The sequence below is a fragment of the Stieleria mannarensis genome (assembly GCF_014154935.1).
In the GTDB taxonomy this organism is placed as follows: domain Bacteria; phylum Planctomycetota; class Planctomycetia; order Pirellulales; family Pirellulaceae; genus Stieleria; species Stieleria mannarensis.
Window position 1 is genome coordinate 85,471 of the sequence record NZ_JACEHH010000029.1, and the last position, 15,676, is coordinate 101,146.

The 15,676-nt window shown below is 59.1% G+C and carries 10 protein-coding genes; 6 read left to right on the forward strand and 4 right to left on the reverse strand.

Annotated elements, in window-relative coordinates; translation table 11 throughout:
• Positions 1-24 precede the first annotated feature (24 nt).
• Positions 25-1,023: a glycoside hydrolase family 5 protein gene (locus tag H1B37_RS19795; protein WP_182868382.1), complete on the forward strand. Its 999-nt coding sequence runs from the start codon at positions 25-27 to the stop codon at positions 1,021-1,023.
• A gap of 86 nt (positions 1,024-1,109) precedes the next feature.
• Here H1B37_RS19795 and H1B37_RS19800 read toward each other — a convergent pair whose 3' ends face one another.
• The 4 genes from H1B37_RS19800 to H1B37_RS19815 all read right to left on the reverse strand — a co-directional run bounded on the left by H1B37_RS19800 (position 1,110) and on the right by H1B37_RS19815 (position 6,570).
• Positions 1,110-1,700 carry a YdeI/OmpD-associated family protein gene (locus H1B37_RS19800; RefSeq protein ID WP_182868383.1) on the reverse strand — a complete coding sequence of 197 codons (591 nt, stop codon included), beginning with the start codon at positions 1,698-1,700 and terminating at the stop codon, positions 1,110-1,112.
• Between the two features lie 85 nt (positions 1,701-1,785).
• Positions 1,786-2,970, reverse strand: coding sequence for a ThuA domain-containing protein (locus H1B37_RS19805; RefSeq protein WP_182868384.1), 1,185 nt, complete (start codon positions 2,968-2,970; stop codon positions 1,786-1,788).
• A 76-nt stretch (positions 2,971-3,046) separates the two neighbouring features.
• Complete coding sequence (locus H1B37_RS19810; protein ID WP_182868385.1) at positions 3,047-4,492, reverse strand: sulfatase; 1,446 nt, start codon at positions 4,490-4,492, stop codon at positions 3,047-3,049.
• Positions 4,493-4,926: 434 nt separating this feature from the next.
• On the reverse strand, positions 4,927-6,570 hold the full coding sequence (locus H1B37_RS19815) for a Glu/Leu/Phe/Val dehydrogenase dimerization domain-containing protein (RefSeq protein ID WP_182868386.1): 1,644 nt from the start codon (positions 6,568-6,570) through the stop codon (positions 4,927-4,929).
• 393 nt (positions 6,571-6,963) lie between these two features.
• Here H1B37_RS19815 and H1B37_RS19820 point away from each other — a divergent pair, with 393 nt between their 5' ends.
• From H1B37_RS19820 to H1B37_RS19840, 5 genes are all read left to right on the forward strand, one after another.
• Entirely contained in the window at positions 6,964-8,748 is a 1,785-nt protein-coding gene (locus H1B37_RS19820; protein ID WP_182868387.1) for a polymorphic toxin-type HINT domain-containing protein, read from the forward strand.
• 54 nt (positions 8,749-8,802) lie between these two features.
• Positions 8,803-9,105, forward strand: coding sequence for a hypothetical protein (locus H1B37_RS19825; RefSeq protein ID WP_182868388.1), 303 nt, complete (start codon positions 8,803-8,805; stop codon positions 9,103-9,105).
• Positions 9,106-9,594: 489 nt separating this feature from the next.
• Complete coding sequence (locus tag H1B37_RS19830) at positions 9,595-11,925, forward strand: PSD1 and planctomycete cytochrome C domain-containing protein (protein WP_182868389.1); 2,331 nt, start codon at positions 9,595-9,597, stop codon at positions 11,923-11,925.
• A gap of 1 nt (position 11,926) precedes the next feature.
• Positions 11,927-13,387: a DUF1501 domain-containing protein gene (locus tag H1B37_RS19835; protein WP_182868390.1), complete on the forward strand. Its 1,461-nt coding sequence runs from the start codon at positions 11,927-11,929 to the stop codon at positions 13,385-13,387.
• A gap of 428 nt (positions 13,388-13,815) precedes the next feature.
• A complete protein-coding gene (locus H1B37_RS19840) occupies positions 13,816-15,666 on the forward strand; it encodes a Xaa-Pro dipeptidyl-peptidase (protein ID WP_182868391.1) in 1,851 nt (616 codons plus the stop codon).
• Positions 15,667-15,676 lie beyond the last annotated feature (10 nt).

The window sequence follows — 15,676 nt, forward strand, 5'->3', positions numbered from 1 at the left end:
TGCACATGGCTCCGATTCACTGTCATGATAGCCATGTTCGTCGGGTCATCGCTGGCCGCCGCAGAGCCGACCGAGAACACTGAACGGAGCGATATTTTTGACGCCAACCGTCGCTTGGGTCGCGGTGTCAACCTTGGCAATTTCCTGGAAGTGCCGCGTGAACAAAACTGGGGCGTCGACATTGCGGAGTCCCATTTGAAACTGATCCGCCAGGCCGGGTTCGATAGCATCCGAATGCCGGCCAAGTGGTCCGACTACGCCGCGACCGAAGCCCCCTACACCATCGAACCGGCGTTTTTCGCGAGGATTGACCGCTGGCTCGATCGGGCCGAGCAGGAAAAGCTGAATGTGGTTTTGAACGTTCATCACTATGACGGCCTGGATGATCAGCCAGAAACGCATGCTGCGCGTTTCGCCGCAATCTGGACGCAGATCGGCCAGCGCTATCGGTCGCGGGGCGATTGGCTGTACTTCGAATTGCACAACGAACCGCACGACCAACTGAACGATCACTGGAACGCCATCTTGCGGCAGGGCTTGGCCGCCGTTCGCAAAAGCAATCCGACGCGTCCGGTGATCGTCGGTCCGATTCGGTGGAACCAAATCGCAGAGCTGACGCAGCTGGACCTGCCCGACGACCCCAACTTGATCGTCACCGTGCACATGTACAACCCGCACGAATTCACCCATCAGGGCGCCTCCTGGGCCGGACCGAAGGTACGGTCGATTCGTGGACGAACGTGGGGAAGCGACCAGGAACGTGCTGCACTGGAAGAAGAGTTTCAGAAAGCCGCCGAATGGGGAAAGTCAAATTCCCGGCCGCTCTTCCTCGGTGAATTCGGTGCCTACGGAGCGGCACCGCAAGAAAGCCGTGTGCGTTGGACAAAAGCGGTCGTCGAACAGACCGAGAAGTATCAAATGAGTTGGGCCTACTGGGAATTCGCCGCCGGATTTGGTGTCTACGATCTGCAACAGGAACGGTGGCGAGACGATTTGCTGGGAGCCCTGATGCAGTCGCGTTGATCGAAGTAAGAAAGCCCTTCCGGACCGTCGTCCTGACCCCCGCGACGACTTGGAAAGGACGTCGTACAACTGCCGACAAGGTGGGTCTAGCGATACTTGTCGTTCAGCCCGTGGCCTTTCGCAATCATCGGAACAATCTTCTCGATACGTGACGCTTTCGTTGCGTCGCGTTTGGCATTGGTGATGTAGTCGGCGTACTCGCGTTGTTTGCCTTGACTGAGTTCCTTGAAGGCGATGCTAGCTGTTTTGTTTCGGGCCAATGCCTGCTTCAATTCCGGCGGAACGGCCAACGGCTTGCCGCGTTCCGGCTTGATCTCGTATCCCTCGATCTGCAATCGGATCGCTTCCTTGACGTACGCCTTGATCGTGCGGCTCTTGATCTCCTTCTTCGAATTGAATCGCCACTGACGCATGGCTTTTGTTTTGCCATCCTGGGCGTTGATCAACACGCCCTCGGGGTCCGACAGCAACCCGCCTTGGAAAAACCATAAACCGAAATAGGACTTGAACGCCCCGATCCCGACCAGGTTCTTGCGCTGGTAGGTGTAACAGGGCGCGCCCCACTTGACGGTTTCGGTCAGTTCCGTCGCTAGCAAGATCTCGCGCAGCCGTTTCAGTTCCTCGTGCCAGTGTTCACAGCCGGCAATGAACTCGTCCACGGTCTTGAAGCGTTTCATGTCGCGATTGCCTGAAAATGTGGGACAGGCTTCCAGCCTGTCGTTCTGGGTTTGACAGGCTGGAAGCCTATCCCACTTGCACCCGCTACCGCTTCCGCTTTCTCGCCGGTGCCGGCGGCAGTTTGGCGTCGGGACCGTAAAGGTCCGGATATTGTTCAGCCAGCTGCGCCTTCAATTCGGGCCGGTTGGCCAGCGCCCCCATCCGCCGGCGAACGTTGCCGGCCTCACCGACTCCTGCCAGCGGGGCCGAGGCCGGCATCACGCGCGAATCCAAGCCGGCCAAGTCGGATGGCTGGACGCCTTCATAGTAGAACGCACCATTGGAATATGGAGTGGGTGCATACTCGCCGACGATGCTGACGTCCAAGTTCGGCTTGATCGTGTCTTCCATGCCGCACGCCCACAGGCAGGCGTTGACGAGAAAACGACGTCCGTCTTCGCTGAGCAGGTCTTCCGAAGCGCCGAAGGAAGTGTAGACAACCCGGGCGTCCTTTTTCTCTCCGGAGGGGGCGACATAGGAGTCGCGCACCCAACCGGCGTTGACCAACGGTTTTTCGGTGTTGATGTCCTCGCTGGGGCCGAACGTGTTGAGCACCTGGACCTGCAGCAATTCGACCGCATCGGCCGGCGGGTGCGATTTGTAGGCGCCCGAGTAGGCGTGAATCTGATCGACGCCCGTCAGGATGGGATGCCCCTGGGCAGCGGCGACCGGTGTGATTCGGCTGCCCATTTGATGGTTCGTTCCGTAATGGCTTTGGCCGCGTTCCTTTTCCCACGTGTTGCCAAAAACTTGATGGCCCAGTCCGCCGTGGTAGTCATCGCCGGAATAGTTGTAGTTCAATTTGCCCCATTCCCCTTTTTGGCCGTTGAAACAATGGGTCGAAGTTCGCACGCCGACGACCGGTCCGCCGCGCTCGAAGTAATCGACCAACCGGTCCGCCTGCGCGTCGGGCAGATTCATGAACCGCGTGAAGAAAAACAGCATGTCGGCATCGGCCAGTGCTTCCATGCCGGGTACGGATTTGGCCCCCGGCTTGATCGCTCCCTGGTCATCGATGCCGAACAGGACGGTGCAGCGGAAACCGTGATGTTTTGCCAAGATTTTCGCCAACAGCGGGCACGTCTGCTCGCTACGGTATTCGTGATCGTTGGCGATCAGCACGATGTGTTTGCCCTTGCCGATCCCCTCGGTGCCTTCATAAACCAACGGTTCGGCCATCGCCGGTGAGACGGCCAGTAACGTGACGAGTGATAAGATCCATGCTTTCATCGGTGATGTCGCTCCAGTGAGTGGACTGTCAAAGGAAATGTGTTGAACGTGGTTCGATCGGAAGTGAAATCGGCGGTTACCGTTTCTTGTTTGCGGCGGCGCGTTTCCCGCTGGCGGGCTTGCCAAAATCGGGATTCAGCCTTGTCGGGATGACCGCCTGGGTGTCTTTCTGCCATTGCCGAAGTTGATCGAGCAACTGCGCCGTCTTCTCGGGATGCGACTTGGAGAGGTCGTTTTGTTCGCCGAGATCGGAGCGGAGATTGTAAAGTTCGGCCGAGTCGTCCTCGAAAAACTGAATCAATTTCCAATCGCCGCGGCGGATCACACTGCAAGGCGTCGCCCGCCAATACATCTGGTCGGTTCCGAACACCGGAACGACTTTGTTGTATCCGGCACCGGACAGGTACAGCGGATAGTGCCAGAAAATCGCGCGTTCGGGAAGGGAGCGGCCCGACAGCAGCGGTACCCAAGACCGGCCATCGACGCTTTGGTCGCTCGGCAACGTCGCACCGGCAAGCTCCGCAAACGTCGGCATCAAATCGACTCCTGTGATCGGCGTGTCGCAGCTGCTGCCCGGCTCGACCACGCCGGGCCAACTGACACAGGCCGGGACTCGAATCCCGCCTTCATAAAACGCCCCCTTGGCTCCCTTGAGCGGTGCACACCAGGTGATCCCCGAGGCGCCTCCGTTGTCCGATGTGAACATGACCAGCGTGTTTTCAGTCAGCCCGTGTCGCTGGAGTTTTTCGCGGATGCGGCCGACGCTGGTGTCGACCGCTTCGATCATCGCCGCATAGGTCGGATTCCAATTGCGATCCCAATCGCGGCTTTCCAGCTTCTCTTTGTACTTCGCCACCACCTCTTTGCGGGCGCGAAACGGAGAGTGCACGTCCCAGTGGCTAAGGTAGATGAAGAACGGATTGGAGCGATTTTTGTCGATGAAGTCACAGGCCGCATCGGTCAGTTTTTCGGCAACGTTGATGTCGCCATAGAATTTTTGGCCCAGCCCGGCGCCCAGGCCATTGGTATCGTTGACGTCGAACCCCTGGCCGTTTGGACCGAGATGCCATTTGCCAAAATGAGCAGTTTTGTATCCGGCATCTTTCAAGACCTCCGCGATCGAAGTCACCCCGGGGGAAAGCCCGCCCTTGGACGGAAACACGCCATCGCCCTTTTTATCCCGGTTGCGTGGGACCAGAAACTTCATCTTCTCCGACTCGCCCTTGGCTCGCATCCCCGGCGTCCACATTTGCGTCCGAGTGACGTACATGCCCGACATGATGCAGGCTCGCGACGGCATGCAATTGGCCGCCCCCGGATAGGCCGACGTGAATTCCATCCCGGATCGACACAGCGCATCGATGTTGGGCGTTTCGTAGAACTTTGCGCCGTTGTAGCCAACGTCCGACCAGCCCAGGTCGTCGGCCATAATGTAGACGATGTTGGGGCGACCCGCCGAATCGGCCCCCAACAGCGGCGGACCCAGATGCGGTGCGAGTAAAGTCGCGGTGACGAGAACCACCAGACCAGTGATTCGGTGTCTCAAATGACGTGTGAACATTCGGCTGCAACCAGGGAATGCGAAAGGAAGGAGCCGAACCATCATATTCGATGCATAACAGGTTTGCCGCGTCCCAACAAATTTGTCAATCAATCACAACCAAGTGCACCGAGCACGACGGCACGCGGTGATGGGTAGCCGACGGCCTGGACGTGGGCAAAACGTTGGAGGCAAAACGTTGGGGAGGGAGGCAGAATGATGGGGAGACAGGGAAACCGAGGCAAAGACATCCGATCCGGCGGCAGGCCTATGTTTCCCCTAATTTTCTTACCCCAAAATCTTCTTACCAGTTATCTTCTATCCCCCGAAGTTGTTTCCTGTATCAACAGGCGTCGACTCCCCGCGTTCTCCACGCACTGGCGGGCATGGCAACCTCCGTCGCAGCGTTGTCCCGTTTAGGGGAACAAGCCGCGAGCCAATTTGGCTTGTTCGACACGCTGGATGCCTTCGATCAGTGCGGCGGTCCTCAAATCGATGGCCTGTCGCGCCGAGCGGTCGAGTGCGCGGCGAAATGCGTCGACCAGAATCGTGTGCAGCCGACTGTTGATTTCATCCAGCGTCCATGTGTAATTCTGCGTCCCTTGGACCCATTCGAAATACGACACGGTGACGCCGCCGGCATTTCCGACGATGTCGGGCAGCACAAAGACATTCCGGTCATGCAAGATTTCATCGGCCTCCAACGTCGTCGGCCCATTGGCGCCCTCGGCCAGGATCTTGCACTTGATGCGTTCGGCGTTGGCCTGCGTGATCTGGTTTTGCATCGCCGCCGGCGCCAAAATGTCACAAGGCAATTCCAGCATCTCTTGGTTGCTAATCGCCTGTCCATCCGGATAACCGGCCAACACGCGGTTCTCGCGGGTGTAGGCCAGCAGTGATGACACCGACAGACCGTTGGGGTTGTAGATGCCGCCGGTGACATCGCTGACGGCGATCACGCGTGCCCCCAATTCCTCCAAGAACCGCGCGGCGTTGCTGCCGACGTTGCCGAACCCCTGTACGACGACCGAGCTGCCCTTGAGATTCATTTCCAGGTGCTCCGCCGCCGCAGCGATCAAGTACACCAGCCCGCGTCCGGTCGCTTCGCTGCGACCCTGGGAACCGCCCAAGACGACCGGTTTACCGGTCACGACGGTGGGCACGGTGTAGCCGACCTGCTGGCTGTACGTGTCCATCATCCACGCCATCTCACGCTCGCTGGTGCCCATGTCAGGGGCCGGAATGTCTTTGTCCGGACCGATCATGTCCAGGATTTCGGTGGTGAAGCGGCGCGTCAATCGCTGCAATTCATGCCCCGTCAAAATCGTCGGGTCGATGCGGACACCGCCCTTGGCCCCGCCAAACGGCAATCGCATCAACGCGCATTTCCAAGTCATCCACATCGCCAGCGCGGACACCTCGCCCAAGCTGACGTCTTCGTGATACCGCAGGCCGCCCTTGGTCGGCCCCATGGTCAACAAATGTTGCACACGGTAGCCGAACACCGTTTCGACTTCCTGGTAATCATCGCGGCGGAACGGAAACGTGACCGTCATCGTTCGCTGCGGAAACAGCAACCGCTCGCGCAGGTTGTCGTCCAGCCCGACGATCTGTGCGGCTTTGAGGAACTGTTGTTTGGCCAGCTGGTACATCGGAGACTGCCACTCCGCCTGTTCTGCCGCGGTGCGTTGGATGGCGTATCGAAGCGCGCGGGCGAGTCGGTTGGCGTCGATCTTGCCTTTGACCAGATACGCCTCCGCTCCCTCCTCGACGGCCTTTGCCGCCAGCGTCAGGTCGTCGCTGCCGGTCAACACCACCACGGGAACATCGCCGGCGGCCTCGGACACTCGGAGAAACGTGTCCAGGCCCTGGCTGTCCGGCAACGTCAGGTCCGAGAGAATCACGTCGAACGAGCCGCCCGAGATCGCGGTCATCGCCTCGGCGAGCGTTTCGACCGTCTGGACATCAAACGGAACGCCGACCGCTTTGGACAACAATCCCTTGATCACCATGCGGTCGACTTGGCCGTCTTCGATCAGCAAAACCCGGGCAGACGCCATCGGAGCACTCCTTCATCGAAAACACCGGTGAGAGTGGATTCAGCAACCGCTGGTGTCTAGCCTTTAGGCGACTTCCCGTCGCTGTGATGCAGCGACCCCGGGCGGCTAAAGTCTGGACACCAACACCTACCCCGTATCATTCGAGTATGAACCTTTAACTCGCTCACTGCAACAAAATGGGAGGTTTAGGATTGAGACGGCGGCGCGATCGATTCGATCACTCGCAAAAACCACGGAAAGGTTTGCGATCACCGTCAAACGTGCGGTAAAACGGAGTCCTCTTCGGCATGCCGGCGACGGCGCGTTTTTTGCACCGGCCGTGTCGGGTATGCACAAGTGCGACGAACCCCCGATCGAATCTCAGATCGAATCTCAAAATCCAAGGGTGACACGATGAATGATTCGCCAGGCATGGGACGTTTACTGCAGTGTCGCCTTTCGCTGCTCGGATCGCTTTTGTGTACGTTGTGCGTCTGCGGCAGTCTGCCTGCGAACGACAACGTCGCCGATTCCCCGTCCTTGGTCCAGCGAGCCCTGCAAGCAGAACTGGACGGCGATGCCGATGGCCGCCTGGAGCTTTTGTCGCTCGCTTTGAAACACAATCCGGAGGACTCAACGGCGCGCTCGTTGGCCGGATATGTCAAACACGACGATCAATGGATGCCTGCCAGTCGCTCGGCGTTTCTCAATGCCATCGACGAGGTCATCTCCGAATACGAAACGCTGCGAGACCAATACGCGGGAAGCCTTGCCGGTGAGATCGCTCTGGCGCGATGGTGCCGGCAAAACGAGCTGGATGATCGCGAACGCATGCACTGGAGGAACGTGATCGCCGTTGACAACACAAACGACGAAGCACGCAAACGTCTGAAGCTAAGGGAATTTCGCGGGCAACTGGTGACCACCGACCAGATCGAAGCCTACAAACAAGCGTCCTCCAAGATTCGCCGTGCCCAACGTGCCTGGGCGCCGAAGCTGAACCGGCTGAGACGTGAAATCGAGGGCAATCCCGACAGCCACGGTTCCGCGGCATGGAAAGAGCTAGCCGAAATCAATGATCCTGACGCGATTCCATCGATGGCAAAGTTGGTTCCAACCGCCGAACCGGACCTGCAGCGTCACCTGATCCGGACGATCGCGAGCATCCCGTCCCAGGTCGCGTCGGATGCGTTGGTGCAACTCTCGCTCAGCCTCGAGGATGCCTCGGCGCGGCAAGCTGCAGCGGAAGGTTTGGCCGGACATCCGATTCACGCCTACACTCCCCAGTATTTGAACCGCATGGAGTCACCGGTCAAATTCGTTTCAACGACCAACCAGGTCGGTGACTACGTCGTCAGCGCGATCCAAATGCGCAAAGAACGCCCCGACGATGCGATTAACTTGAGCCAATCCAGTAGCGCCCGCTTTCAAGTGCTGGACTCCGCCGCTCGCAATTCAGCCCTGTATCGGTCGCTCGTTGCACGTGAAATGCGTCGGCAGCAAAGTCGAGTCAACAACACCGTCCGTACGATCACGACGAACAATGCGCGGATCAAGTCTGCCAATGATCGGATTTTCACCGCACTCCGCACCGCGACCGGCGAACAGATGGACGACGTCCCGCGTTTGTGGTGGGACTGGTGGAAGAATTACAACGAGTACTTGGTCACCGAAACAAAACCCGAGTACTACTTTACCAATGCCGACTACCGCCAACGCGTGATCCGTTTGCCGTCTGCTCGCCGTTGTGAATGTTTCCCGGCCGGGACCTTGGTTCACACCGAGACGGGAAAACGCCCGATCGAAACGATTCGCCGCGGCGACAAAGTGCTTTCGCAAGACACCGACACGGGAGAATTGTCGTTTCAACTCGTGACGCAGACCACGCTCCGGCCACCGAGCGCCACGATGCGAATCACCGTCGCCGGCGAAGAGATCACGTCGACCGTCGGTCACCCGTTCTGGGTGATCGGCAAGGGCTGGACGATGGCCAAGGATCTGAACCCGGGCGATCGATTGCAGGGGATCGGTGAATCCCAACCGATCGAAATCACCGAAGGTGGAAGTCCGGTCGAAGCGCACAACCTGATCGTCGACAACACCAACGCCTACTTCGTCGGCAACGCGGGCATCCTGGTCCACGACAACATCCTCCGCAACGCCTCACGCATCCCGATCCCGGGATGGCAGGCAAAATAGAAACGCTGCCAGCCAGGCTCTTCCGCGAGCGGAACTCGACGACAGCACGCTGCTTTGATCGACGTGATGATGCCAGCCCGTAGCGTCAGCAAGGGGCGAGGCGGAGTCGCGGTCAAGATCGGGCCTCTGCGCTCGGGAGAAACGGATCTGCCGCGTCAGGCCTCGGTGGCAGAGGAGTCCGCAAGTTGGCGGGTGAGTTGGTCAAAAGATTACGTGGTCAAAAAATGGAGCGGAAAAAGAACAGAAGCAGCGTGGGAGCGATTTTTTGCCCCCAATTTTTTGCCCCCAATTTTTTGCCCCCAATTTTTTGCCCCCCATTTTTTGACCACCCCATTTTTTGACCACCCTATTTTTTGACCACCTCATTTTTTGACCACCTCATTTTTTGACCACCTCATTTTTTGACCACCTCATTTCCTGACCACCTCATTTCCTGACCACCCTTGCCTCGTCCGCCCCGACACCGCCGATGTTCGGCCGGCTTGCCCCTGTGCCGGAACCGCGTTTCATCATCCTCTCGTCCAACGCGTTCGATTCGAGAGTGACGCCCCGCCACTTCAGCGGAAATCCGGACAGGGATGGCAGAATGATTCGGGGCAGAACGACAAAATTCCCGTAGGTCGGCGCCAGACGGCTGATCCCAAACCGAAACTCAGAAAAACACGCTTGAAACGGCACGCTGCTGACCCGAGCGATGCGAAAACAGCGTGAGCGTCACGTCGATTAGGTGTATCATGGGAGGTGCGTATTGCTCGGCACACGCGTCCACCCCCCCCCCGCTCTCTTGCCGATCAGGCCCCGCCCAACCGCTCCGGTTGCATTCCCTTCCCGAGAGTCTTTTTGACCGTGAATTCCTTCCGACTTCCAGTCGCAGCACTGACCGTTTTGCTGGTTTGTCTCGGATGCTCCACCCTGGCTGCCGATTCCACCAGGGCCGCCGATCCGCAGTCCTCCGTCAAACTGGATTTCGCCGCCGACATTCGTCCGATCCTTTCCGATGCCTGTTATCACTGCCACGGGCCGGATGCGGCGGCCCGCGAGGGCGGGTTTCGTTTGGATGATCGCCAGGCGGCTCTGGACGCTGGCGTGCTCGATTCCGGCGACATGCTCGAGCGGCTAACGAGCACCGATCCCGAGGTGCGGATGCCGCCGCCCGATTCGAATCGTCACTTGCGTCGCGGCGATCGTGCGAAACTGAAACGCTGGTTGGCCGAAGGTGCCGAGTGGCCGATCGACGACCGACACTGGGCCTTCATCCCACCGCTGCGCCCTGATTTACCGACGGTGAACGACACCAGCTGGCCACGCAACCCGATCGATCGATTTGTCCTTTCGCGGTTGGAAGGGGAAGGATTGAAACCTTCGGCCGAAGCCGACAAGGCGACGCTGCTTCGCCGCGTCAGTTTTGATCTGACCGGGCTGCCGCCGACGATCGAAGAGCTGGATACCTTTTTGAACGATCGCGGCGGCGGCGCGTACGAGCGGGCGGTGGACCGGTTGCTCGAATCACCGCGCTACGGCGAACACATGGCCGTCGATTGGCTGGAGGCATCCCGGTTCGCCGATACCGATGGCTACCAAAACGATCGGCTGCGTTACATGTGGGTGTGGCGCGATTGGCTGATCGACGCGTTGAACGACAACCTGCCGTTCGACCAATTTGTCGTCCAGCAGATGGCCGGTGACCTGCTACCGGATCGCAATTTCTTGACCCAAGTCGCGACGGGATTCAACCGCAACCACCGCATCAATTCCGAAGGCGGCTCGATCCCCGATGAATGGATCGTCGAATATGTCGCCGACCGAGTGGAAACGACCGGCACGGTGTTCTTGGGGCTGACGATGACCTGCTCGCGATGCCACGACCACAAGTACGATCCGATCTCGCAAAACGATTTCTATCGTCTGTTCGCGTTCTTCAACAACATCGACGAAGCCGGCTTGGGACCGAACAACGGCAACAGTCCGCCGTTCATCAAGGTCCCGAAGACCTGGCCGAATCTGACCGAGGATCAATTGAAGTTCGTTGTCCCCGAACCGGTCAAGATCAAGGTCGTGCAAACGTCCGTCCCGCGACCGCAACCCGGCGGCGAAGACACGGTGATGGTATTGCACGAACTGGACCAACCACGCGACACGTATCGACTGGAGCGGGGCCAGTACGATCAACCGGACAGGTCGGAAAAGCTAGAACCAGGAACGCCACCGGTCTTGGGAGCCTGGAACGAGGATTGGCCGAACAATCGTTTGGGGCTGGCCCGCTGGCTGGTCGATCCCGGGCACCCGCTGACGGCACGGGTGACGATCAATCGTCTGTGGCAGCATCATTTTGGGGCCGGACTGGTCAAGACCAGCGAGAACTTTGGCGTCCAAGGTGAAATGCCCAGCCACCCAGAATTGCTCGATTGGTTGGCGACCGAATTCATCCGCACCGGCTGGGACGTCAAAGCGATGCACCGGTTGGTCGTGACCAGCGCGACCTATCGGCAACAGTCCTCGGCGCCAGAAACTCTGCTCGAACGCGACCCCGAAAACCGCCTGCTGGCCCGCGGCCCCCGGAAGCGCCTGTCACCCTTTGCGATCCGCGACACGGCACTGTTCGCCAGCGGCTTGCTGAGCGATTCGATCGGCGGCCCGTCGGTCAAACCATACATGCCGCCGGCAATTTGGAGCAGCATTTCCAACGCGAAATACAAACAGGACTCAGGGGAAAAACTGTATCGCCGCAGCATGTACACCTACTGGCGACGGACCGTCCCGCCACCGACGATGATGGCATTCAACGCCGCAGCGCGCGAGACGTGCATCGTGCGGAGCGATCAAACCACGACCCCGCTGCAAGCATTGACGATGATGAACAACATCACCTTCGTCGAAGCCGCACGGCACCTGGCCCAGCGGGTGATGATTCCCGATGCCCCGTCCCAATCGCGATCGATCGCCAGGGCGTTCCGGTTGGTGACCAGCCGACAACCGCGGCCGGACGAACTTGCCGTGTTGGTCGAGGACTTCGGCGCGTACCGGGAGGAATTCCGAAAAGCCCCGGATGCCGCGCTGCGATTGCTGTCGGTCGGCGAAACCCCTCACTCACCTGAATCGGATCCGATCGAGTTGGCGGCACTGGCGTTGGTCGCCAATACGATTCTGAATCTGGACGAGGCCATTGCGGAGAACTGAGATGAATCCCTGGGAAGAATTCAAGCGACAACACAACCGACGCGCCTTTCTGGGCGGCAGTGCGCTAGGGCTGGGATCGATTGCTGCAGGTTCACTGCTCGGCTCACTGCTCGGTGCGGCCGAATCGACGCCCCCGCCGGTCGGCGTTTCCTCGGCCATTTCGACGATCGCTCCCAAAGCCAAACGTGTGATCTATCTGTTCCAATCCGGCGGCCCGTCACAGATGGACTTGTTTGACTACAAGCCAGAACTGGCCAAACGGTTCGGCGAGGAAGTGCCGTTGTCGGTTTATCCGGCCGAACGAAAGACGACGATGACATCCGGTCAGTCGTCATTCCCGGTTGCGCCGAGCACGTTTAAGTTCCGACAACACGGACAGTCGGGCATTTGGCTGAGCGAGACGTTGCCGCACCTGTCCAAGGTGGTCGATGACATCTGTGTCATCAAGAGCATGTACACTGAAGCGATCAATCATGACCCGGCAGCGACCTTGTTTCAAACCGGTTCGGTGATCGCCGGTCGGCCTAGCATGGGGGCTTGGGTGAATTATGGCTTGGGCACCGAGAACGCGAATCTGCCCGCGTTCGTGGCGATGACGTCCAACGGATCGGCCAAGGCCGGTCAACCGCTTTATGACCGGCTGTGGGGGGCGGGATTCCTGCCGGGACGTTTTCAAGGCGTGAAGTTTCGCGGCCAGGGCGATCCGATTCTGGACCTGTACAATCCCGCCGGCGTCACGCGAACGCAACGCCGCCGAATGCTCGATTCGATCGAACAGTTAAACCAAGAGCGTGCCGACCACTTCAATGACCCCGCGATCGCCACCCGGATTGCCCAGTACGAACTGGCCTACCGGATGCAAATGAGCGTCCCGGAATTGATCGACGTCAATGACGAACCCCCAGCCATTCTGGACATGTACGGACCACAGGCGACTCAGGTCGGCAAGTACGCCTACAACTGCTTGCTGGCGCGTCGCTTGGCCGAGCGGGGTGTGCGATTCATCCAGCTGTACCATCGCGGTTGGGACGCGCACAACAATGCGCCAAAACAAGTCCCCGCCCAGTGTCGCGATACCGACCAGCCCACCGCGGCCCTGCTACGCGATCTGAAACAACGCGGCATGCTGGATGAAACGCTGGTGATCTGGGGCGGTGAATTCGGCCGGACGGTGTATTGCCAAGGCAAGTTGACCGACAAAATCTATGGCCGTGACCACCACCCCAATTGCTTCACCTATTGGATGGCCGGCGGAGGCATTCGCGGTGGGATGACGTATGGCGAAACCGACGAGTACAGCGTGAACGTGGTCGAAAACCCCGTCCATGTGCATGACCTGCAAGCCACCATCTTGGCCCAGTTGGGGATCGACCACGAACAGCTGACCTACCGCTACCAAGGCCGCTACTTCCGCCTGACCGATGTGCACGGCAACGTGATCGACGACATCGTCAAATCGTGAAGAAGGTGACGGGGTTGGTTAAAAAATCGGCTGGTCAAAAAATGGCAGGGCTGAAATTGATTGCACGGGGTGCATGGCAATCTTCTTACCTCCAAAATTTTCCTACCTCTCCACCTAGCCTACGAGCCCCTTCACGGCGGTGGGGATCCGGATAGAGATGGCAGAATGATTCGGGACAGAATGATGAGGGTGCATGTGGGCTAACGCCAAACGACTGACCTCACCAAGGACCTAACAGCCCCACAAAGAACCTAAGCGCTGGGTAACCGTCTCGGCCCCCCCAATTCATTTTTTGACCAACCCATTTTTTGACCACCTCTTTTCCTCATCCGGCGCAGGATTGTCGCAGACCTGGACGGTCCCTTTGAATACGCTACAACGACCGACAGCGAACAATCCGTCCGGTTCGAATCACCACGAGATCCACCATGCTTTTGTTGCGTTTGGCACATCCGGTCCGTTTCACACTCGGCGTTTTTACGCTCCTCCTCGCCGGCCCAACGGTCGGCATCGCCGCCGAACCGGCCAAGCCGGTGTTCAAAGACGGCGAGGCTCAGGTGGTCAAAGCGTTTGAGGATTCCGACTATTGGATCCGCCATGACCTGTGGGTCGAAACCGAATTTGATTCTGACGGCGACGGCAAACTGGATCGGATGCACGTCAGTGTGACCCGCCAGCGGCAAACCGAAACCGACGGCTTGAAGTTGCCGGTGGTTTACAACTCCAGCCCCTACTATGCGGGCACCGGCGCCAAGGGACAGGAATACTTTTGGAACCCGCGTCAAGAACTCGGCCAGGCGCCGCCGGAGCGGAAACACTTTGGCCCCGTCGAGCGAACCGGGATGCGTCCGATCATCTCCAAGCGGCATGAAAAAGACTGGGTCCCGCGCGGTTACATCGTGGTTCATTCCTCGTCCCCCGGAACGGGACTTTCGCAAGGCTGTCCGACCGTCGGCGGTGACAACGAATCGCTGGCACCCAAAGCGGTGATCGATTGGCTGTGCGGCCGGGCCGATGGATACACGACTCCCGATGGTGACGAAAAGGTGACGGCGGATTGGTGCACCGGAAAGGTTGGCATGACGGGAACGTCCTACAACGGCACCATCCCCTTGGCGGCGGCGACGACGGGCGTGGAAGGATTGGAAGCGATCATCCCCGTGGCGCCCAACACGTCGTACTATCACTACTACCGTTCCAACGGACTGGTGCGGCACCCGTACGGTTACCTGGGTGAAGACATCGACTATCTGTACGACTTTATCCACAGCGGCCCCGAAGCACGACGTGACTATTGTGATTGCAACGTCCGCGATGAAGAAATGCTCAAGCAGTTCGACCGGGTCAACGGTGACTACAACGACTTTTGGGCCGGACGCGATTACCTGAACGATTTGGAACCGTTGAAGGCTGCGGTGCTGATGGCACACGCCTTCAACGACTGGAATGTCGTCCCCGAGCACAGCGTTCGGATTTACGAGGCGGTCAAAGCCAAAGGCGTTCCGGCACAGGTGTTCTTTCACCAAGGCGGGCACGGCGGGCCGCCGCCGATCAAGATGATGAACCGTTGGTTCACGCGTTACCTGCACGGTGTGGAAAACGATGTCGAAAAAGACCCGCGGGCGTGGATCGTTCGCGAAAAGGACAAACAAGACAAACCGACGTCCTATCCCGATTACCCCAATCCCGACGCCGAACCGGTGACGTTCCACTTGTCCGCCGGCGCCCCCGAACGGGGATCACTCGGCATCACGCCGACCACGGACCAGGGGACCGAAACGCTGGTCGACAACTTCTCGTTCGACGGCGCCTCGCTGGCACAAGCCGAGTGGACCGAGCATCGGTTGATCTACACGACGCCCGAATTGAAAGCGCCGATCCACATTTCCGGAACGCCGCGGATCACGATCAAGCTGGCCAGCAGCAAACCGGCCGTCAATCTGTCCGTCTGGCTGGTCTCGTTGCCGTGGAACAACAACAAGAACGCCAAGATCACCGACAACATCATCACCCGGGGTTGGGCCGATCCACAAAACCGAAACTCGATCACCGAGAGTGAACCGTTGGTGCCGGGAGAGTTCTACGAGGTGTCGTTCGATCTGCAGCCCGACGATCAAATCATTCCCAAAGGCCAGCAAATCGGCCTGATGATCTTTTCCAGCGACAAAGACTTCACGCTGCACCCGACGCCGGGAACGGAACTGACGATCGACCTGGACGCGACATCGCTTTCGCTGCCGATCGTCGGTGGCAAACAGACGCTCGGCGAGGCGATGTAAGCGGAGCCAA